Genomic DNA, 20,761 nt, shown 5'->3' with positions numbered 1-20,761 from the left:
CTCGCGAGCGCGGGTGATCCCGCGATCGCCTCCACGATCGCCTCGATCGGGCCGTTCTCCCCACGCGAGCCGTGCTATGTCCCGTCGCGATACGGGAAATCGCGGGCGAACTCCGCGGAGACACCAGCAACCGGAGTGACCCGCGAAAGCGCTTCCCTGCGCGAAAGCCCGGGGTCAGATCATCGATGTACCGAAAAGGCGCGGATGGGTCGGCGATGGCAGCGCGGGCACGGCACGCGAGAGATCGTGCGACGCAGCATCGGCACCGGTCCACGCGACTGCCCTCGACCAGTTCGGCGACCACGAAGCAGATGCCCGTCGCGAGGCCGTGAACCGGCGGCACACCACAGGCCCGCTGCTCGCGATGCGCCGCCGGAGTTCAGGGGTGGGCTGTCGGCGTGCGCATCCGGTAAAAGGTAACCGCGACCAGGACGAGCACCGCAACTTCCGCCAAGACGCTCAGCAAAGCCTCCGGCGCGGGCTGAAAACCCCGTTCGGAAAAGCCGAATAACCCGGTCGTCCGCGAAAGCACAAAGCCCGCCAAGGCACCCGCAGCCAGCGCGGCAGCCGCCAGCCGCAGTAAGAATGGACCGCCCAGGGCGACCAGTACGGCCACTGCGAACGCCGCGGAAGCCTGAACCAGGAAAGACGGCCCGATCACCGGGATCACGCGATAGCCGCCGACGTAAAGCTGCGCGTGGAGATAGCCGCTCGCCGCGAGGCATATCGCCGTCGCGAGGCGGAGGGCGGTGTTCATGCCAGCTTCACGTCCTTCACCGCCAGGCCCGGCCCGCCCGCGCGGTAGGTCACCTCGCGGATGCCGAGCGCGTCCTTGAGCTTGCCCGCGGGCAGCGTCACTGGCGTCGGCGCCGGTCGCGATCCCGGCTGGGGCAACGGGTACGCGGTCGTCGTCGCGCTGTGGAAGGTGATGTTGCCTTCCGTCTTCGTGAAAAGCTGGTGCACGTGACCGTTGAGGCAGGTCACCGACGAGAACCGCCGCAGGTAGGAGAGCGCCTGGGTCGCGTCGTCGGTTCCCCAGCCCCACGTCGGGTACATCGCGAACAGCGGGACGTGGCTGAACACCACGATCGGCGTGTCCGAACCGAGCTTCGCTACGTCCTTACGCACGAACTCCAGCTGGTCTGTGCCCAGGTGGCCGAGCTTTTCCAGGCCCAGCGTGTTGACCAGCGCGATGAAGTGGACGCCCTTGACGTCGAAGCTGTACCAGCCGTCGCCCGCCGTGCCCGCGCCGAACGCCTTGCGGTACTTCTGGCCGGCGTCGTCGATCGAGTCGTGCTCGCCGGGCACCGTGGACACGTGCCCGGTGTTGAGGGTGCTCATCATCTGCTTGACCTGGTCGAACTGCGCGGGCGTCGAAAGGTGCGTCAGGTCGCCCGTGTGCATGACGAAGTCCGGGCGGTAGCCGAGCGCGTTGATCTGCGTGATGGCCTCGGAAAACGACGACTCGACGGCGGTGTTCGCGGGCCCGGTGAAGCCGAGGTGGCTGTCGCTGATCTGGACGAAACGCAGCGCGTTCGGGTCGCCGTCGGCGGCTGCGTCGCCCGGCGCGGCGATTCGGCTGATGACTTCGCCACCGGTGACGGTCAGGACCACCGCGGCGCCGAACCATGCCGTGTGGCGTAGGAGCTGGCGGCGGGTCATGCCTTCGGGGCCGTGGTCGTCTTCGGTCACGGGGTCACCGTCACGGTCGCCGTCATGAACGGGTGGATGGTGCACAGGTACTCGAAAGTCCCGGGCGTGCTGAAGGTGTACTGATAGGACTGTCCAGTTTGGAGGGTTGGCGACCGCAGCGGGCCACCGGATCCCGTGCTGGTGACCGTATGCGCGTCCTGGTCCTGGTTGGTCCAGGTGACGGTGGTGCCCTTCTTCACTGTCGTCGCGGCGGGCGCGAACGCGAAGTCCTTGATGGCCACGGCATTCGCCGTCGAGTTGGCGGTCGCGGTCGGTGCCGGCGACTGCGTCATCCCGGGCATCGACGTCATCGGTGCCGCGGGAGGCGGCGTGGCGGGAGGCGAGGCAGCGCAGGCCGTCAACGCCAGCGCGGCCGCGATGATAAGCAGGAAGTGTTTCACCCCAACGGATTTCCTCATACCAGGGATACGCGCGGGGGTTACGCTCCCTCGGCCGGCACCAGGACCTCGACGACGCCGCCGGACTCGCGCACCACCAGATGCGGCAGCGGCGGCGGGGTCACCGGGAGCTGGTGCGTGAGGACCGCGCCGTCGACGGCGAACGACGTCCGGTGGCAGGGGCAGTTCAGCCGTCGGGCCGGCGCGTCCAGGTTCAGGCGGCAGCCGAGGTGCGTGCACGTCGCCGAAACAGCGCGCACTTGCCCACCGGAACGCTGCACGAACCCGGCGACAGCCCCGAAGTCGAACGGCAGTACGGCGCCTTCGGGCAGGTCGCGGGCCGCGGCAACGGCTCGCCATTGGCCGTTCTCGGGCCGCAGGGTCTTCTCTTCCGGGGGCGCGGCGGCCGGTTCGGCCCCGGACGTCACCAGGTATTCGACGCCCGCGCCCGCCGCGGCCGCCACCGCGGCGGCCGAGGACACCTGGATGAACCGGCGCCGGTTGCCGCCTCGCACGGGCTCCGGTTCGCGCAATTCCTGGGCGAGCCGGCGGTGCAGCGCGGCGACGAACTCCTCGCTCGCCGCCGCACCACCGGGGCGGGCGGCGCGCAGCAGCACCGCGGTCCGCAGCTCGGCCTCGTCGCCGGGACCGGCCTCGAACGGGCGCGGCCTGCGTCGGCGCAGGAGGTCCTTGACGAACCGGCGGACGCCTCGAGTGCTCACGTCTCCATCCCTTCCGCCAGCTGGGCCGCCTGGCGCAACGCGCGGTGCTGCAACACCTTCGCGTTGCCGACGGTGGTGCCCAGCTCGGCCGCCGCCTCCTTCAACGAGCATGCCTGCAGGAACCGCAGGCGCAGGATCCGGCCGTAGCGTTCGGGCAGCTGCGCGAGGATCGCCTCGGCGCGGGCGAGCACGCCCGGGTCCACGGTGTCCGCTTCGAACGCGGCGATGTCGCGCTCCTCGTCCAGTGCGGTGATCTCCCGGCCGAGCGTGCGCCGCCAATGCCCGGCGAGCACCGTTCGCGCGGTGGCCAGCAAGTATGCCCGGACCTCGCCCACGCTCGCCGATACTCGCAGCGGCCGCAACGCCGTCAGGAAGACCTCCGTGGTGAGGTCCTCCGCGTCGGGCCGGTTGCCGACCTTCGAGAACATCAGCCGGAACACGCGGTCGACGTTGTCGCGGTAGACCGCCTCCCAGTCCGGGTAGACGTCCGCGCCGACCGCGTGCAGCCGCGTGCGAGGCGCCGCGCCCGCTTCGTCCTGTTCGGCGCGTCTGCGCCGGAACCGCTGTGCCACCGGCACCGCCCGCCTTCTCCCCACCGGTTCTTCCCACCACTACAGGGATACGAACCGGGGTTACGCCGTAACCAAAGACCGTATCCCTGGGCGGAATTTCCGACGACCCGGGGAGCGAAATGACCACATCGATGTCACGCCGGCAACTGCTCGTCACCAGCGGGGCGGCCGCTGCCGTGCTCGCCACCACCGGCCTGCCGAGGCCCGCCGCCGCGGCGACGCCCATCCGGCCAGGCGGCGCGGACGTCGTCCTCGCCTGGAACCGCGAACTGCTGGCGATCGTGCGCACGCCCGGCCTCCAGCCTGCGACCGTGCACCCGACGCGCAGCTTCGCGCTGCTGCACGCGGCGATGCACGACGCCGTCGTCGCGACGACCGGCAACGGGCATCCCTACCTATTCACCCTCGATGTCCGAGGCCTCGCGGCACCGGAGGCGGCAGCGGCGCAGGCCGCACACGACGTCCTGACCGCGCTCTACCCCACCCGGTCCGCCGAATTCGCGAGCCTGCTGACCGGGCAACTGACCGGCATACCGCCGGCCGCACGCGACCGCGGAGTGCGAGCCGGGCGGCTGGTGGCCCGGTTGCTGCTCGGCCTGCGCGCGGACGACGGCTCCGCGGCGACCCCGCCGGTGTTGACGCCGGGCACGGCCCCCGGGCAGTACCGGCCGACGCCGCCCGCGTTCGCGCCCGCGGTGTTCACCCACTGGCCCGCCGTGACGCCGTTCGTGCTCGACTGGGCCGGGCAGTTCCGGCCCTGCCCATACCCCGCGCTGGACAGCGCCCGGTACGCGAGAGCGCTGAACGAGGTCGCCGCGACGGGCCGGGACAAGAGCACTACCCGCACCGCGGACCAGACCGTGCAGGCGCGGTTCTGGGCGGCCCCGATCTGGAACTACTGGAACGAAATCACGCAATCGGTCGTCGGCGGCTCACACAGCAGCCTGCTCGTCGCGGCGCGGGTGTTCGCACGGCTGAACCTGACCTTCGCCGACGCCGTGATCGCGTTCTACGAAGCGAAATACCACTACCGGATTTGGCGGCCGATCACCGCGGTCCGCCTCGCCGCCGACGACGGAAACCCGGCGACCGAAGGGATTCCGGACTGGTCGAGCCTCGCCACCACCCCGGCGGACCCGGCGTACCCCGGCGCGCACAGCGTGATTTCGCAGGCGGGCGCACGGGTCCTGCGCCAGGAGTACGGGCCGCGATGGGCGCTGGAGGTGACGTCCGAGGCGACGCCGGGCGTGGTCCGGCGGTTCAGCACATTCCAGGACGCGGCCGACGAAGCGGGGTTGAGCCGCATCCCCGCGGGCGTGCACTCCCGGCTTGATCACGACGCTGGGCGTCAGCTTGGTCTCGACGTCGCCGAGTTCGTCCTGCGTTCCTGACTTTCGCGGATGAGGATCCGCGAACCGAAGAGGCGGAGGTGTATGCCGACGACGCCGGTGCCAAGGCGAGGATGGGCTGCAGCCCACTCGCCCACGAAGGAGAGCAACCGGGAGAGAGGCTGGTGGGCAGTGATGGTTGCGGTTCGCCGATCCGGGCGGGGTGTTCGCCTTTGACACTGGCGCCGGAGACATGGGTGAGGGGGCGATGCCGGAGCAGGCCGCCAGATGTCCGGTGCTGGCGAGGTTGGTAGCGCCGCCGCGGTGACACTCGGCCAGTCTCCGGCAATCGACCGCTCAGCCACATGCAACGCCAACGTCACCGCGCTCGCACCCACCGGCAACCGCCTTGCCCGCTGCACACTCGCCGAGCCAGCTTCGGACACCACCAGCCGCCGAACCACCACGAGCAACGCCTTCACCGTCAAATCGACCGCCGACGCGTCCAAGGGCGCTACCCACACACCGGTATCACGCGGCACGACCCGGCATTTGCGAGCCCGAGGCGAGCCCTGAACCTCGACCACACGACACCAGCAGCTGACACCGCACCAACCCATGGAGACCCGCGACCACGTGAGAATGTCTTGTCCGACATCACTCGGCACCATCCGACAGGTCGAGCAGCGAACTCTTGGCCTCCCCCGGACTGTTCACACGAATGAGAGCTAGCGCGACGACAGGAGTGCGCCGCGCATCGGGGAATGCGCGAACTCGGTCATACCCGTGGCGAAATCCGTCCGGGGCCGCCAGCGAAGCTCTGTCATCAGCCGTTTCGGAGACGCCACGATGTGCCGCGCGTCTCCGATACGGTATCGGCCGGTGACGACCGGAGGCGGGGTGCCCCGCGCGGCCGCCAGCGCGGTGGCGACGTCACCGATACCGTGTGGCAGGCCGGTGGCCACGTTGAACGCGCGGAATCCCGCGCCGGTCCAGCCGAGTGCGGCCAGATTCGCGGATGCTACGTCCTCGACGTGGATGAAGTCGCGCCGCGACCGGCCGTCTTCGAAGACTTCGGGTGCTTCCGCCCGCTCGACGGCACTGCGGAAGACCGCTGCGACGCCGGAATACGGGCTCTGGAACGGCAGGTCGGGCCCGTAGACGTTGTGGTAACGAAGTGCCACTGCCTGCCCGCCGGTCTCTCGGGCCCAGGCACCGACGAGGTACTCCTGAGCCAGCTTGGTCACGGCGTAGACGTTGCGCGGCGGGTCCAATGGGTCGTCCTCCTCTACCGCGCTGTCCACGACGGCACGGCCGCATTGCGGGCAGGCCGGCTCGAACTGCCCGGCGTCCAGTGCTTGCCGCGAACGGGATTCCGGGCGGACGCGGCCATGTTCGACGCAGTCGTACCGGCTTTCCCCGTAGATGACTACCGAACTGCCCAGCACCAGCCTCGGCACGCCAGCCGCGGTCATCGACATGAGCAGCCGTGCGGTGCCTTCGTCGTTGCACCGGACGTAGCTGACGGCGTCCCGGATCTCCCTGCCCCGGCCGACCATCGCGGCCTGGTGGCTGACCAGCTCGATGCCGCGCAGCGCCGACGCCACCGTCGCGGGCTCACGCAGGTCGCCTCGGCGGAAGTCGACGCTCTCCGGCATATCCGGCGGCTTGCCGCCGGGATGCGCGTGCGGGAGCAACGCGTCCAGCACTCGCACCTCGTGCCCGGCGGCGACCAGCGCCCGAACCACCCTGCGGCCGATGAAGCCGGCCCCGCCGGTCACCAGGATCCTCATCGGACAGCCGCGTCCGTTGGCTCGCTCCAGCGGAGCCCGAGGCTGGGTTCGGTGACGAGGTAAAGGCCGCGCAGCGCGGTTTCCGGGCGAATCGGCGCGACCCGTTGCTCGACTGATTTGTTGTGGTTGGCCAGCGGGTTCGGGTTGCCGGAGCCGGCTCCGGACATCTCCCGCACCGCGGCGAGATAGGCGGCGTCGCGGCTGTCCGAGAGGTCCTCGATGCCGGACACGATGTACAAAAAGGATTCGTGCAGGTTGAGGTGGCGGCGGTCGGCGCTGCTGAGCTGCTGTGCCTGCCAGAAGTAGTGATCGCGGCCGCGGTACGCTTGGTAAAAGCTCGACACGACCACTAACAGGCGCTCGTACGCGTGCCGATACGCGGTGTCGTAGAACTCGCGCCCGGCTTCTTCGCCGACTTCACCGTGCAGCACGCTGATCAGGGTGGCTGCGGCCAGCATGGCGCTGTAGGTGGCCAGGTGCACTCCCGTGGACAGCAGCGGGTCGAGGAAGCACGCCGCGTCGCCGCAGAGCACGAAGCCGGGCCCACTGAACCGGTCCGTCACGTAGGAGTAGTCCTGCTCGGCGGTCAGCCCGGTGACGAGTTCGGCATCGGCCAGCTGCCGGGCAATCGACGGGCATTCCGCGAGCGTCGCGTGGTAGACCGCTTCGGTACTGCCGAGTTCGGCGCGTCGCTGCGTGAAGGAGGCCGTGCTGCTTACCAGGCCGACACTGGCCAGGCCGGTGTGCTGCGGAATGAGCCAGAACCAGCCGCTCGGAACCGAACTCACCGTGATCGCGCCTTCGGGACCGCGGTCGAGCGCAGCGGCGTTGCGCCAGTAGCCCCACACGCCGATGTTCTTGAACGCCTCATGGAACCGTCGGCTCTGGAGGTGTTTGTTCGCCATCACCCCGTTGCGGCCGGAGGCGTCCACCAGGAAGTCGAAGCCGATCGTGCCCGAGCCGGACGCGGTTTTCCAGGTGGCGGCGACGGGCCGTCCGTCCGAGAACAGGATCTCCTTGACAGCCGCGCCTTCGACGACCTCGACGCCCTGGCTGCGGGCATGGTTCAGCAGCAGCGCGTCGAACTCAGAGCGGACGACCTGCCAGGAGTAGGTGCCGGTGCCGCCGAGTTCGCCGAACCGGACGTCCCATTCCTCGTCGCCCCAGAAGAAGTACGCACCGCCCTTGCGCTGGAAACCGTGCGCCTCGACCTTCTCCCGGGCGCCCATCAGGTCCAGGATCGGGAGCACCGACGGGAGGATCGACTCGCCGATGTGCTCGCGCGGGAACTGTCTCGCCTCCAGCAAAGTGACTTCGACCCCGGCTCTGGCGAGCAGTGTGGCCGCGGTGGAGCCGGCCGGGCCGCCGCCGATGACGAGAACCTTCGTCTTGTCGCGCATCGAATCGCACCTTTCTCATGGGGTTCAGTGATCCACCAGTTCCGGCTCGCCCGGCCCGACGCGTGCCGTCTCGGCCAGTCCGCGCCGGATCCTGTTGCGTGCCAGGAACATGACTGCCGCGACGGCACAGGCGACGACGCCGAACGCGGCGAAGTAGCCACTCAACGGAACGACCGCGGTCAAACGCACGAGCTGTGAACCGAGTCCTCCCCCGAGCGCCGCGAACAGCCACCACATGCCGAGTGCGTGGGAGAGGAAGCCCGCAGGCAGGAGTTCGGCGATGGCGGCGATGCCCACCGCGGAAATCACGAGTTCGCCGCAGGCGTGCAAGAGGAAGACGGCCATCAGCCACAGCGGCGAAACCGGTCCGGTGGTCGCCTTTTCCGCGGCGAAAGCCATGATCACGAAACTGGCGCCCGCCATGGCCAGCCCGGTGGCGAACTTGACCGGAACCGCGTGGGCGTCGCGCCCGGCCTTCGGCAGCAGCCATGCGGAAACCGGTGCGAGCACAAGAATGAACAGCGGCGTGCATGCCTGCAGCCAGCTCGCCGGAACGGTCAGCCCGCCCAATGCCCGGTCGGTGAAATCCCTGGCGAACAAGGCGAGCACCGAGCCGTCCTGGGCGACGAGCAGCCAGAACAGCGTGGAGCCGAGGAACACCCACAGAAAGGTGCTCAGCCGTCGCCGCGCCGCGCGGTCGAGCTTCGGATTCCGGTACAGCACGATGAATGCGATGGCCGGGAGCACGACGCTGAGCACCCCGACGATCGCCACCGCCCGCCCGGCGGTCAACCACCCGGCCGCCGCTCCGGCCACGACGAGCGCCGACACGACGCCGGCGGCCGGGGCGAAGTACCGGAACGCGAGCCGGCGCCCGCGCACGCCGAGCGGACGATCCGGCACCTCTCCGATCCCGCGGAAGACCGGCTTCGCCAAATACAACTGCACGGCACAGCCGAGCATGAGGGCACTCGCCGTCCCGAACCCGAGCCGCCAGTCGATCCGCTCCCCGAGATAGCCGATGAGCAACGGCGCGAGCAGGGCACTGGCCTGGGTCGCGACGTAGAGCACCGAGATGCCGGCTTCCCGCTGGCCGCGATCGCCCAGCAGGGCGTTGACCATGGCCTGGTGGTTCGGCTTGTAGAGCCCGGTTCCCGCCGCGATCACCAGCAGGCCGGGCAGCGCGGCGCCCGGCAGCGCCAGGAGCAGGTAGCCGGCGGCCAGGACGAGCGCCCCGGCCGGCAATGCCCGCCGGGCACCGAAAAGCCGGTCCGCGGCCCAGCCGCCGGGCAGGGAAAGCATGAACGCCACGCCGATCCACGCGCCGAAAAGCGCAGTGGCCTCGACGGGCTCCAGCCCGAGCCCGCCCTGCGCGCCCGGTGCCGCCGCGAAAAGCACCAGGGTGGCCTGCAGCCCGTAGAAGCCGAACCGCTCCCAGACGTCGGACATGAACAGGATCACGAACCACGGCTGCACACGCCTTCGCCGCGTCACGGCCGCATCCGGACCGGCAAGGCCGCGAGCCCGCGGACCACCAGATTGTCCCGGTAACACAGCTCCTCGCTCGCCAGGCTCATGCCCGGCGCCCGGTCCGCGAGCGCGCGGAAGACGATGCGGCCTTCCAGCCGGGCCAACGGGGCGCCGAGACAGTAGTGGATTCCTCCGTCGAACGCGATGTGCGGGTTCCGGACCCGGCCGAGGTCGAGCCGGTCCGGCGAGCCGAACACCTCCGGATCGCGGTTGGCCGCGCCGCGGATCACCACCACTTGCGCGCCCTGGGGAATCAGCTGCCCTGCCAGGTCCACATCGGACAGCGCGGTGCGACGCGACAGCTGTGTAGGCGAGTCGTAGCGGAGCAGTTCCTCCACGGCTCGCGTGGTGATCTCGGGGTCCCGCGCCAGCCGGCGGAACTGGTCGGGCGCCCGGAGCAGCGCCAGAGCGCCGTTGGCGATCAGGTTCATCGTCGTTTCGTGGCCGGCGACATAGAGCAACACGCAGGTGGTGAGCAGTTCGCCTCGGCTCAGCAGTTCACCGCCGTCGCGCGCCGCGACCAGCTTGCTGAGCAGATCGTCCGCAGGCTGGCGGCGCCGGAAGTCCAGCAGGTCGGTGAAGAACTCGTCGAACTTGGCGAACGCCTCCGCGCGGCGCCGTTTTTCTTCGTCCGTGTACTGGAAATCCGGGTCGACGCCGCGCGCGACGATCCGGGAAAGTTCGCGGATCTCGACGTGGTCGCGCACCGGAACCCCGAGCAGCTCGCTGATCGCCGTAACCGGAAGCGGATAGGCCAGCGATTCCACGAGATCGACGTCGTCGGCCTCGATCGCCTCGTCGAGCAGCCCGTGCACGATCTGCTCGATCCTCGGCGCGAGCCGGGCGACGACCGCCGGGGTGAACGCCTTGTTGACCAACGAGCGCAACCTGGTGTGCTCGGGCGGATCGAGCAGGATGAACGGCCTGCTCCTCCCGTCCACCGGACGACGGAAGGTGTTCTGCCGCAACAGGTCCCCGCTGCCGTGTCCGAACCGCTGGTCGCGCAGCACCTGGACGCAGTCGCGATGCCGCGTGAGCAGCCAGTGGCCGCGAGGATCGCAGCAGACCGGCGCTGTGTCGCGCAGGCGCCGGTAGCCCGGGTAAGGATCGGCGCGGTACGCGAGGTCGAACGGATCGAACCCGGCCGTGGTCATCGGCTTCACCATCGTTCCTCCCCTGAGAGATTCAGTGCACCGCGGCGCCGATTCCGCCGGCGACCACCGCGAGAATCGCCAGTGCCGTGCGGAACATATGCCAGGCTCGCCATACCGGGCGGGGGTCGGCCCAGCCGTCCGGGATGCGTGCCGGATCGACCGCGCGCACCTGCCTGTTGATGGGCACATTGCAGAAGTGCGAGACGACGGACACGCCCGCGAGCAGGATCGCGGCGATCAGGAAGGGCAGCTTCCGCGCCGGACCGGGTGCGAGGCAGGCGAGCGCGATTTCCACCGCCGTGCAGGCGAGCACCAGGATCGGCATTGTCGGGTCCCAGTTCCGGCCCAGCAGTTTGTGCGCGCTGATATAGCTTTCCGCCGGCATCGCCCGCAGTGCCGGGACGATGCTGAGCGCGACCGCGATCAGCACCCCGGCGACGACGCCGCTGCCTCCGACGCCCAGTATCCCGAGCACGGTGACGAGCACGGAAATCAGTTCCCTTCCGGCGGCAGCCGGGAAATACATCGCATGACGCTGTTCTTGAAGGTGGAGACGAATCCCTCCGGCGTCCCGGTGTTCCGCGGCTTGGCCAGGTATGGCTTGAGCTTCGCCTCTACTTCCATGACACCGGGCTGGTGCGCCATGAATTCGGCGACCGCGTCGAAATCGCCGTCGTATTCGATGAACCGCACCATCGTGTCGTTCTTGATGAACAGAGAGGTGGCGACGACCCGGCCGGCTTCGCGTCCGGTTCGATCAGTGACCTTCGAAGAGGTGACCCTCCTGAAATCCCTGAAAATCGCCGCGATGGCGTCTTCGCACCCCGGTTTGATGTCGTAGGTGATCGCGGTGAATGCCATGTCGTTCTCCTCGGCGTCGGCTACCAGGTGACAGGAAGCGTGTCGGGACGGCTGAAGGCTGCTCGTGCGTTCCAGGCCAGCTCTCGCTCGTCGCAGGCGAGCCGCACGCGCGGAAACCGGCGCAGCAACGTGCCGAGCGCGATCTCCAGCTCGGCCTTTCCCAATTGCGCGCCGAGGCAATGGTGAATGCCGTGCCCGAACGCCAGATGAGGATTCGGGGATCGGTCCAGCTCCACGCCGTGCGGATCGGCGAACACCTCGCCGTCCCGGTTCGCGGCATTGATCAGCGGAAGCACCGCGTCGCCCTGGCGGATCAGCCTGCCGCCGACCCGAACGTCCTCGACGGCGATGCGCAACGCGCCGATCCCGCCGCCCGCCTGCGAACGGCGGAGCAACTCGTCGACGGCGACCGGGACCAGCGCAGGGTCGGCGACCAGCCGCGCCAGCTTTTTCCCATCCCGCAACAACGTCAGCACGGCGTGGGCGATGGTCGCGGTGGTCGTGTGATACCCCGCGCCCAGCAATGTGTAGCCGAACGCGAGCAGTTCCTCTTCGGAGAGGCGGTCGCCATCGTCACTGGCCTCGATCAACGCGGTCAGCAGATCGTCGGCCGGTTCCCGGCGCTTGATCGCGATCAGCTTGCGCAGGTACTCGCTGATGGCGTCGCGGGCCGCCACGACCTCGGCCGAACGCTTCGGATCGTAGTTCAGCATGAGGTCGGTCCACTGCCTGAACCGGTCGACATCGCCATACGGCACACCGAGAATCTCGCAGATCACCATGATCGGCAGCGGCTGAGCGAGCCCGTCGATAAGATCGGCGGGTGCGGTGAGCGCGTCGAGCAACTCGTCGGTGATCACCTGCACCTGAGGGCGCAGACCCTCGATCCGGCGCGGGCTGAACGCGCGTGACACAAGCCGGCGCAACCTGCCGTGTTCCGGCGGATCCATCACGAAAATGGACTTCGACTCCTTCGCGATCGGCAGGATGCGCGGCGCGCCGGGCCGGGTGATCGCCGCCCGGCTGAATCGCGGGTCTGCCAGCACCTTGCGCACGTCGGCGTGCCGGAGCACCAGCCATGCCGGATCCGACGACGGCAGCATGACCTTCACCACGGGGTTCGTCTCGCGCAGCACGTCGTACTCCCCCGGCGGTTCGAGCGGATCGGCAGCCGCAAACGGAAAAGCAGGCAGTGCGTACTGGACCACGATGACTCCTCGCCGCGATTGCGCTGACTCGTGCAGCGTCGCACCGGCGAATCCACCCTCGGTATCCGATGACTGATTCCCGTGTGCCCGGCGGGCATCGGCGCGACCAGCAAACCGCGAGCCGGGCCTGGCAACGTGCGGAGGAAATCCCGCCGGCCAAGGGAGAACGGCTGATGGAAATGGGAATCGGACTTCCGGTCTCAGTGCGTGGCATGTCCGGAGATCTGCTCAGCAGGTGGGCGACGGAGGCGGATCGGACCGGCTTTTCCTCGCTGGCCGTGCTGGACCGCCTGGTTTACGGCAGCTTCGAGGCGCTGACCTGCCTTGCCGCCGCCGCGGCGGTCACCACACGAATCCGCCTGACGGCGACCGCGCTGGTGGCACCGTACCGAGGCAACGCGGCTTTGCTGGCCAAGCAGCTGGCCACCATCGACCAGATCAGCGCCGGCCGCCTCGTCGTCGGGCTCGTGGCCGGCGGCCGCGAAGACGACTTCCTCGCCGCCGGCACGCCGTTCCGCAGGCGTGGTGCGCGCCTGGATCTGATGGCCCGCAAGATGCTCCGGGTCTGGAGCGGCGACGGGAACACGCCGGAGACGCGGATCGGGCCCCGGCCGTGGCGCGGTGCACCACCGCTGCTGTTCGGCGGGCACACCGACATCGCGCTGCGCCGGGCCGCCCGGTTCGGTCAGGGCTGGATCTGCGGCGGCAGTTCGGCGCACGGGTTCGCGGAACTGGCCGACCGGTTGCGGATGATCTGGGCAGGCGAGGAACGGTCCGGGCCGCCCCGGCTCACCGCGTTGTGCTATTTCGCGCTGGGATCGGACGCTGAGGTCACCGCGGCCGATTACATCAGCGAGTACTACGGCTTCCTCGGCCCTCACCCATGCCAGCGGATCACCTCCGCCGTGCTCACCGACCCGGGACGAATTGCCGACACCGCCGCCACCTACCGCGCGGCTGGCTGCGACGAACTGATCTTCATGCCCTGCGGACGCGAGATCGGCCAGCTCGAGGGATTGGCCGCGGTGCTGAGCGAAATCGGAGTCACGGCGGATACGAAAGCGTGGAGTGCCCCATGGACCTGACCCCTCAGCCGGTGCTGGAACTGTTCCGTGGTTACTACGGCACGAAACTCGTGCTGACGGCGATCGAGCTCGACCTGTTCGCGGTGCTCGGCGACGGCCGGTTCAGCGCGGCGGACGCCTGCGCGCGGCTTGGCATCGACGCCCGGGGCGCGGGCGATTTCCTGGACGGACTGGCCGCGCTCGACCTGCTGGTGAAAACGCCGGCCGGGCACTACCAGGTTTCCGAAGTGGCGGCCCGGTATCTGGACTCGAGAGCGCCGCAGTTCCTCGGTTACATGCTGCGGTTGAGGACCATCGCCTGGGACCGCCTCACTCCCGCGTTGCGCTCCGGCAAGACGTGGCGCGAGGCGCCGGTCGTCCAGGAAACCGACGAAATCGTGAAGACGTCCCGTTCCGAGAGGGCGTGGCGGTCCTATATGAGCGCGATGGACTCGATGAACACTGCCATCGCGCAGGACCTCGCGAAGTGCCTTGACTGGGGCCGTTACTCGTCCGTGATCGACGTCGGCGGCGCCCGCGGCAACCTGGTCTCGGAGCTGGTGAGCGCGCACCCGCACTTGCGCGCGGGCTGTTTCGACCTGCCGCAGGTGGCGTCGCTGTTCGAGGAGCACATGGCCGACCGCGGCACCACCGGCCAGGTTCGTTTCCACGCCGGGGATTTCTTCGCCGATCCACTCCCGCCTGCCGACGTGTTCGTGTTCGGGCACGTGCTGCACAACTGGAGCACTCCGCAGCGATTGGCCTTGCTGCGCAAGGCGTTCGACACGCTTGCCCCCGGCGGCGCCGTGCTCGTCTACGACATGATGGCCGACGGCACTCGCCGCACGGCGCTGTCCACGCCGCTGGAGAGCCTGCAGATGCAACTCGTCGGCCCGGGAAGCGAATATCCGGTGCACCGCTGCTGCGAGTGGCTGACCTCGTGCGGGTTTTCCGCTCCCCGGACGTTCGCGGTCGGCGACGTCGACACGGCGGTCGTCGTCGGGAAACTCGCCGGCTGATCGGCCCCGGCATCTCGGTCCGGTCGGCGCGTGCCGGCCGGACCGCTTGCTGTCCCGGGCTTGCCCGCTTCCGGGCCCGTGTTTGCCGACCGCCTAGCTACGTGCGTATAGTTGCATGTAGCTATTTCGTTGGAGCCAATCGAGTGGACAGGCGGACCGGTCATGGCACGTGGTGAGATAACGCCGAACCTGTGGTCGGTCATCGTGCTCTGCCTGCTGCGGGAAGGGCCGATGCATCCGTACGAGCTGCAGCGGCTGATCCGGTACCGGCACAAGCACGAACTGCTCGATCTGCGGCGCGGTTCGCTGTACCGCACGATCGAGCGGCTGGAACGAGCCGAGCTGATCGTCGCGGTGGAAACCAGCCGGGACGGGAAACGCCCGGAGCGGACCGTCTACCGGCTCACCGATCAGGGCGAGGTAGTGCTGCTCGACTGGCTTCGCGAAATGCTTGCCGAACCGACCAACGAGCGGCCCTGGTTCACCGGGGCGCTCAGCCAGATCCAGCATCTCCCTGCCAAGGAGGCGGCCGCCGAGCTAGTCCGGCGAGTCGTGCTGCTGGAATCGGAGATCGGCAAGTTCAGTGTCCTGCTCCAGGAACTGGCGGCGCACATGAACCGGGGAAACTTGCTGGAGCTCGAATACACCCGCGCCATGCGTCAGGCCGAGCTGGCGTGGGTCCGCGGCTTGATCCAGGACATCGAGACCGGTCGAATCGGCTGGGAAGCACCCTAGTCATTTCTTGTTGATCACCCAATAGCTCAGGGAACGGCCGGGGGCGCCGAGCCCGCGATGCCGCCTGCCCTGATTCGTCGCGTGGGGAAGTGGGAAAATGCCTGCCAATCATTACGAGCCGATTCCGTTGCACTGCGTTTCGGCCGACGACCTTCCGCTCATCGGCGGCAAGGCTGCCAAGCTGGGCGAGCTCATGCAGGCCGGATTCACCGTCCCGGACGGTTTCGTACTGCCGAAGACCATGCTGGACGAAGTGCTGGCGACCATCGACGGTGCACCAGCCGAAGAGCTGCGGACCGTCGCGTTGCCGACGCACATCGACGCCGCGATCGCGGCCGTCGCTGAGGCGTTCGACGACGTCGCGGTCGCGGTTCGCTCGACCGGGATCGCCGAAGACCTGGCGGACAGCTCGTTCGCCGGGCAGTACGACACAGTGCTGGACGTCCGGGGCAAGGACGCGATGGTGCACGCGGTGCGGACCTGCTGGGCGTCCGCTTTCTCGGCGCGGGTGGCCAGCTATCAGAAGCTGAACGCGGCGGCGGCGGAAAGCCGTGAAATGGCCGTGCTGATCCAGCGGCTGGTCGACGCCGACGCCGCCGGGGTCGCGTTCAGCGCCAACCCGGTCACCGGAAACCGGCAGGAGGCCGTGGTCAGCGCGGTCGCCGGGCTCGGCGACAAACTGGTCTCCGGCGAGGCGACGCCTGAGGAATGGACGTTCGGCGACAGCGAGGTCCGCACCCGTCCGGACACCGAGAAGGCGGTCGGTCCGCATGTCGCGGCCGAAGTCGCCGCCCTCGTACGCCAGGTTTCCCGGCACTACGGCAACACGCCGTACGACATCGAGTGGGCGGTCAAGGACGGGCAGGTCTGGCTGCTCCAGGCACGTCCGATCACCACCCTGCCCGAGCCCCAGCCCGACCCGGTGCCGGTGCCGATCGAGGTACCGCCCGGTCACTGGCGCAAGCACATGTTCTACACGCGCCCGATGTGCCGCTTGCAGAGCTCGATGTATCTCGACCAGCTCAACCAGTCGATGCGCCACCTGTTCGCCAACGCGCTGGGACCGCGGTTCGAATCTCGGGAGATCGGCGGCTGGCTCTACCGCCAGATGACCTTCCAACCGCCGACGCCTGAGCAGCGCGCGCAAGTGATCGCGGACATCCGCGACAACAAGCGAGCCGCGATCGTGCGGCGGTGGAGGCAGGAGTGGGAGCCGGAGCTGGTCGACTGGATCGACCGCATCGGCGCGGTGGACCTGACCACCCTGTCCGACGCTGATCTCGTCGCGCATCTGGGCGAAGTCGAGAAACTCAACAAGCACACCATCGACGTGCACTTCCTCGCGGCGGCGGAGGCGGCACTCGTGGTCGCCGAATTCGGTCTGGTGGCCGAGGAACTCGTCGGCTGGGACGCGGCGACTGTGCTGGGCCAGCTGACCGGGGTGCCGTCGAAGACCACCGAGCCGTCGGAGCGGCTGGCGGAACTGGCCTCCGAGGCGGCCGCACTGCCCGAGGTTCGCGAACTGCTGTCCGGTGCGGACGAAACGACACCCGCCCGGATCGCCGGGGTGGCACCGGAGTTCGCCGCGAAGTTCGACCGTTACCTGCGTGGCTACGGTCGCCGCCTGATGCAGCTCTACATCACCGATCCGACGATCGCCGAGCAGCCGGCGCTGGTGCTCAACCTGATCGCCCAGCAACTCGATCAGGATGCCGCGACCGGCGCCGAACCGACCGACACTGCCGTGCTCGAGCAGGCTCGCACGACGCTCGCCGAGCGGTCCGGTTCGGACCTCGCCCGATTCGACGAGGCGCTCGCCAACGCGCGCGACGCCTACCCCGTGCGCGACGACACGAACTACTACCTGATGATCGCGCACGCCTACACCCGTTATACGGCTCTGGAAATCGGAAGGCGGATGGTCGAGCGCGGCCACGCGCTCGCGCCGGAGGACGCTTTCCTGTTCGACCATGCCGAACTGCTGGAAGGCTTCACCGAGCCGCTCGACCTGCGCGACCGGATCATCCGGCGGCGCGGCGAGCGCCGATGGATCGACGAGAACCCCGGGCCGGTGAGCTACGGAGAGGCGCCGGCGGGCGCCCCGCACGGCGGCGCCAGTGCCGGCGCGGCGCCCGCGGACCTGCCGGAGGAACTGCGGCACATCCAGAAGCTGAACGCCTGGGTGGCCTCGACCCAAGGGGCCCGCGGTGACGCGAGCGATGGCGGGCTCAGCGGCGTCGGTGTCTCCACCGGCCGCTACACCGGGCCGGTGCGCATCGTCCACGACCTCACCGAGTTCGACCGGGTGAAGCGCGGTGACGTACTGGTCTGCCCCGACACCACCGCGCAGTGGTCGGTCCTGTTCGGTCTGGTCAAGGCACTGGTCACGGACAAGAGCATCGGCGGCCTGCTGTCACATCCCGCGATCATCGCGCGGGAGTACGGCATTCCCGCGGTGGTGGGCACCGGCGACGGAACCGAGATCCTGCGCGACGGCCAGATCGTCACCGTCGATGGCGCGAAGGGACAGGTCGAAGTGGTCGGCTGAGCGGCGGCCTCCGCGGAGACGGCAGAGAGACGCCCGTCGTCTCCGCGGGGCACGCTCAGCTGGCAAGCAGCTGGTTCAATTTGGTGGTCTCGATCGGAGTGAGGCCGAGGCCGTTGCGCACGTAGCCGATGAACGAGCCGTAGTTCGTCACCGTCTCGTCGAGTGCGGCTTGCAGGTGCTGAGGCTGGGCCGCGGTGATGCCGAGGACGGTGTTGGAGTACAGGTAGTCCGACATGACGTCGTCGGCCGACATGCCAAGAATTCTTTCCAGCACCGCGATGGTCCAGCCGGTTCGGTCCACGCCGCCGGTGCAGTTGATCAGCACTGGAGCGCCTTTCTTCGCGATGATCAGGCGCAAGGTGGCGGCGGTCGCCGCGCGGATGTCGGCGTTGTCGACCATCTGCCGGTAGTCGCTCAGCGCGATCTCCTCGGTGTTCGGCGCCGGCAGGGTCTCCCGTTCGTTGATCACCGGCACACCTGCCGGAACCTTGTCCGCGCCGAAGTAGTTGATTTCGCGATCACTGCGCAGATCGACGACGTCCGCGAGGTGCAGCACGCCAAGGGCGCCGAGACCGTCGGCCGTGATCGAGCCCAGCTGCCCGGAACGGTAGACGATGCCGGGCCGCACGGTTCTGCCACCGGACGCCGGATACCCGCCGATGTCCCGGACGTTCGCCGCTCCATCCACCATGAGCACCGTGGGCGCGTACCGTGCCCGCTCGGCAGCGTTGGCGACCAACGGCAGCAGCGATGCTGCCAGCAGCGTGAGCAGCAGGGTGGCGAGCTTTCTTGCTTTACGCATGGATGCTTCCTCCAGGTTGATCGAAACTTGGCCGGCGCGCGGCGACTCCCCCAGACCTCGCCGCTGATGTCCACAAGGGACCGATGCCTGCGCGCGCTGGAGCAATATAGCGCCGGCCGGGAAAACCGAACCGGCGCTTCGCTGGTAAACGGCCGGTGTTTTCGTCGACCGAAAAGTCAGTGCGCGATGCTCGGTTCCCCAGAAGGCGGCCAGTGCCGGTTGTCACGATGGCGAAATGAAAGCTGATGCGAACCGGTGCCTGGTTTCGGTGGTGGGTGCGGAAGGATTCATCGGACGCAGCCTCGCCGACGCGCTCGACGAAGCGGGCGGGACCTGTATCCGGTTCACCCGGTCGCGTCCCGCCGTGAGGGACTACGCGCTCCATCCGGACGCCGCCCGGTCGGACATCATTTTCTACCTGGCCACCACGATCAACCCGCGGATCGCCGCACGGCACCCGGAACGGGCCGCGGCGGATCTGCGGGTTTTCGAACGTTTCATGGATTTGATGTCCTGCAGCCGGACGCGACCGATAGTCGTGCTCGGTGTTTCCGCGGGAACGGTGTACGACGTGCTCGCCGACCCGCCGTACACCGAAACCTCGCCGACCAGACCGACGAATTCCTACGGCCGGGCGAAATTGCAGCTGGAAGAGGAACTGGCCGGCCACGCGCGAGCGGTACTGCCGGTGATTCTGCGGCTGACCAACGTATACGGGGTGAACAACGCTGGGCGGGCGGGATACGGCGTGATCAGTGCGTGGACCGATTGTGCTCTCGCCGGCGAACCGCTGCCGTTCATCGGCCGCGCCGACGACATCCGTGACTATGTGTATATCGACGACGTGGTGCGGGCGATGTCGGCGGTGCACCGGCAGGAGGACCGGCTGCGTGCCACGGTCCGGCCAGGGCAGAGCATGATTCTCAACATCGGGGCGGGAGCCGGGACTACGCTGGCCGAGCTGCATGCGGCGTTCGAGCAGGCGACCGGCCGTCCGCATGCCCTGCTGCGTCAGGAAAGCCGGACATTCGACCGGGCTCGAGTCTGGGTCTCGATCCGGCGTGCGCGGGAGGTGCTCGGCTGGCGACCCAAGGTGAGCCTGCCGGACGGGCTGCTCGCGACCTGGCGGTCCCGTGCCGGTTCACCAGCCGATCGGTTCGCCGTCGCGGAGAAAGCGTCCGGTCGGACCGTCGTCCGGTAGCGTCACCGCAGCCACTACGCCGGCGGCGGCCTCGTCCGGCGACGCCGCCGCGTCCGGCATCATCCTCGTCCGCACCCGGCCCGGGTTCACCGCGTTCACCAGCACCCCGGAATTCGCGCAGTGCGCGGCGAACATCGCGGTGAGCGCGTTCAGCGCGGTCTTCGACACCGAGTAGCCGGGCGTTCCGGCATACAGGCCGTTGCTGAACGATCCGGTCCCGCTGGACACCATCGCCACCCGCCCCCAGCCACGCCGCATCATCGCGGGCAAGAACGTTTTCGTGACCCGCCAGGTACCGAGCACGTTGACCGCAATGGTTTTCTCCACATCCGCGAGCGAAACCGCCACCGGGTCCGTGCCTGCGTCGAGCAGCACGCCGGCATTGTTCACCAGCACGTCGACCGTGCCGAGCTCGGCGGCCACTGCCCGCACGCTCTCCTCGCTGGTGACGTCCAGCCGCACCGCCCGGGCCTGGTCGCCGAATGACGCCGCGGTCGCCGCGGCCCGGTCGAGATCTCGGCCGGCGACGATCACCCGGAATCCCAGTCCGTGCAGACGTGCGGCCACGGCGCGGCCCAGGCCCCGGGTGGCTCCCGTGACGAGTGCGACCCTGTTGTCCGGCAAGGCGACCTCCTCGACGAATCCCGTCATCGTCGCCGAGACCGTTGGAAAAACCCTGGTGCCGCTTGGTGATCGGGCATTGCTTGGCCGACCAGCGGTGCTCGCCATCATCG

At 68.8% G+C, this 20,761-nt stretch carries 20 protein-coding genes; 6 read left to right on the top strand and 14 right to left on the bottom strand.

All coding sequences use genetic code 11. The annotated features are described in order from the left end of the window. Positions 1-379: 379 nt before the first annotated feature. Genes ACZ63D_RS14160 through ACZ63D_RS14140 form a run of 5 tightly spaced genes read right to left on the bottom strand, consistent with a single transcriptional unit; the run spans position 380 to position 3,390 of the window. A complete protein-coding gene (locus tag ACZ63D_RS14160) occupies positions 380-757 on the bottom strand; it encodes a hypothetical protein (RefSeq protein ID WP_465354702.1) in 378 nt (125 codons plus the stop codon). Further along, on the bottom strand, positions 754-1,692 hold the full coding sequence (locus tag ACZ63D_RS14155; RefSeq protein WP_465354701.1) for a metallophosphoesterase family protein: 939 nt from the start codon (positions 1,690-1,692) through the stop codon (positions 754-756). Before ACZ63D_RS14155 ends, ACZ63D_RS14160 begins: the two co-directional genes overlap by 4 nt. Next, complete coding sequence (locus ACZ63D_RS14150) at positions 1,689-2,093, bottom strand: cupredoxin domain-containing protein (protein WP_465354700.1); 405 nt, start codon at positions 2,091-2,093, stop codon at positions 1,689-1,691. Before ACZ63D_RS14150 ends, ACZ63D_RS14155 begins: the two co-directional genes overlap by 4 nt. A gap of 38 nt (positions 2,094-2,131) precedes the next feature. Further along, the gene (locus tag ACZ63D_RS14145; protein ID WP_465354699.1) at positions 2,132-2,812 is read right to left on the bottom strand and encodes a QcrA and Rieske domain-containing protein; all 681 of its coding nucleotides are present in this window, start codon (positions 2,810-2,812) and stop codon (positions 2,132-2,134) included. Next, positions 2,809-3,390 carry an RNA polymerase sigma factor gene (locus ACZ63D_RS14140; RefSeq protein ID WP_465354698.1) on the bottom strand — a complete coding sequence of 194 codons (582 nt, stop codon included), beginning with the start codon at positions 3,388-3,390 and terminating at the stop codon, positions 2,809-2,811. Before ACZ63D_RS14140 ends, ACZ63D_RS14145 begins: the two co-directional genes overlap by 4 nt. 113 nt (positions 3,391-3,503) lie before the next feature. Here ACZ63D_RS14140 and ACZ63D_RS14135 point away from each other — a divergent pair, with 113 nt between their 5' ends. Further along, entirely contained in the window at positions 3,504-4,775 is a 1,272-nt protein-coding gene (locus ACZ63D_RS14135; protein WP_465354697.1) for a vanadium-dependent haloperoxidase, read from the top strand. Between the two features lie 665 nt (positions 4,776-5,440). On the opposite strand, the gene ACZ63D_RS14130 is transcribed toward ACZ63D_RS14135, so the two are convergent. Genes ACZ63D_RS14130 through ACZ63D_RS14100 form a run of 7 tightly spaced genes read right to left on the bottom strand, consistent with a single transcriptional unit; the run spans position 5,441 to position 12,658 of the window. Next, on the bottom strand, positions 5,441-6,505 hold the full coding sequence (locus ACZ63D_RS14130; protein ID WP_465354696.1) for an NAD-dependent epimerase/dehydratase family protein: 1,065 nt from the start codon (positions 6,503-6,505) through the stop codon (positions 5,441-5,443). Next, positions 6,502-7,905 carry an NAD(P)/FAD-dependent oxidoreductase gene (locus tag ACZ63D_RS14125; RefSeq protein WP_465354695.1) on the bottom strand — a complete coding sequence of 468 codons (1,404 nt, stop codon included), beginning with the start codon at positions 7,903-7,905 and terminating at the stop codon, positions 6,502-6,504. Before ACZ63D_RS14125 ends, ACZ63D_RS14130 begins: the two co-directional genes overlap by 4 nt. Before the next feature lie 24 nt (positions 7,906-7,929). Then, on the bottom strand, positions 7,930-9,366 hold the full coding sequence (locus ACZ63D_RS14120; protein ID WP_465354761.1) for a peptide MFS transporter: 1,437 nt from the start codon (positions 9,364-9,366) through the stop codon (positions 7,930-7,932). Positions 9,367-9,395: 29 nt separating this feature from the next. Beyond that, positions 9,396-10,601, bottom strand: coding sequence for a cytochrome P450 (locus ACZ63D_RS14115; RefSeq protein ID WP_465354694.1), 1,206 nt, complete (start codon positions 10,599-10,601; stop codon positions 9,396-9,398). Between the two features lie 19 nt (positions 10,602-10,620). Continuing rightward, positions 10,621-11,115 (bottom strand): anthrone oxygenase family protein, encoded by a 495-nt coding sequence (locus tag ACZ63D_RS14110; RefSeq protein ID WP_465354693.1) that lies wholly within the window; start codon positions 11,113-11,115, stop codon positions 10,621-10,623. Then, a complete protein-coding gene (locus ACZ63D_RS14105; protein WP_465354692.1) occupies positions 11,082-11,450 on the bottom strand; it encodes a SchA/CurD-like domain-containing protein in 369 nt (122 codons plus the stop codon). Before ACZ63D_RS14105 ends, ACZ63D_RS14110 begins: the two co-directional genes overlap by 34 nt. A gap of 20 nt (positions 11,451-11,470) precedes the next feature. Beyond that, a complete protein-coding gene (locus ACZ63D_RS14100; RefSeq protein WP_465354691.1) occupies positions 11,471-12,658 on the bottom strand; it encodes a cytochrome P450 in 1,188 nt (395 codons plus the stop codon). A gap of 68 nt (positions 12,659-12,726) precedes the next feature. Between ACZ63D_RS14100 and ACZ63D_RS14095 the strand changes: the two genes are divergently transcribed. From ACZ63D_RS14095 to ACZ63D_RS14080, 4 genes are all read left to right on the top strand, one after another. Continuing rightward, a complete protein-coding gene (locus tag ACZ63D_RS14095; protein WP_465354690.1) occupies positions 12,727-13,743 on the top strand; it encodes an LLM class flavin-dependent oxidoreductase in 1,017 nt (338 codons plus the stop codon). Next, positions 13,734-14,741, top strand: coding sequence for a methyltransferase (locus ACZ63D_RS14090; RefSeq protein WP_465354689.1), 1,008 nt, complete (start codon positions 13,734-13,736; stop codon positions 14,739-14,741). Before ACZ63D_RS14095 ends, ACZ63D_RS14090 begins: the two co-directional genes overlap by 10 nt. 162 nt (positions 14,742-14,903) lie before the next feature. After that, complete coding sequence (locus ACZ63D_RS14085; RefSeq protein WP_465354688.1) at positions 14,904-15,476, top strand: PadR family transcriptional regulator; 573 nt, start codon at positions 14,904-14,906, stop codon at positions 15,474-15,476. Between the two features lie 97 nt (positions 15,477-15,573). Continuing rightward, a complete protein-coding gene (locus ACZ63D_RS14080) occupies positions 15,574-18,024 on the top strand; it encodes a PEP/pyruvate-binding domain-containing protein (RefSeq protein ID WP_465354687.1) in 2,451 nt (816 codons plus the stop codon). Positions 18,025-18,079: 55 nt separating this feature from the next. On the opposite strand, the gene ACZ63D_RS14075 is transcribed toward ACZ63D_RS14080, so the two are convergent. Then, positions 18,080-18,826, bottom strand: coding sequence for a tyrosine-protein phosphatase (locus ACZ63D_RS14075; RefSeq protein ID WP_465354686.1), 747 nt, complete (start codon positions 18,824-18,826; stop codon positions 18,080-18,082). Between the two features lie 235 nt (positions 18,827-19,061). On the opposite strand from ACZ63D_RS14075, the gene ACZ63D_RS14070 reads away from it, so the two are divergent. Further along, positions 19,062-20,027 (top strand): NAD-dependent epimerase/dehydratase family protein, encoded by a 966-nt coding sequence (locus tag ACZ63D_RS14070; RefSeq protein WP_465354685.1) that lies wholly within the window; start codon positions 19,062-19,064, stop codon positions 20,025-20,027. On the opposite strand, the gene ACZ63D_RS14065 is transcribed toward ACZ63D_RS14070, so the two are convergent. After that, complete coding sequence (locus tag ACZ63D_RS14065; protein ID WP_465354684.1) at positions 19,968-20,678, bottom strand: SDR family NAD(P)-dependent oxidoreductase; 711 nt, start codon at positions 20,676-20,678, stop codon at positions 19,968-19,970. The genes ACZ63D_RS14070 and ACZ63D_RS14065 overlap by 60 nt on opposite strands. Positions 20,679-20,761: the final 83 nt, after the last annotated feature.

This window comes from Amycolatopsis sp. NPDC104775, from assembly GCF_055583325.1.
This window is presented reverse-complemented; position numbering and strand designations above follow the sequence as displayed.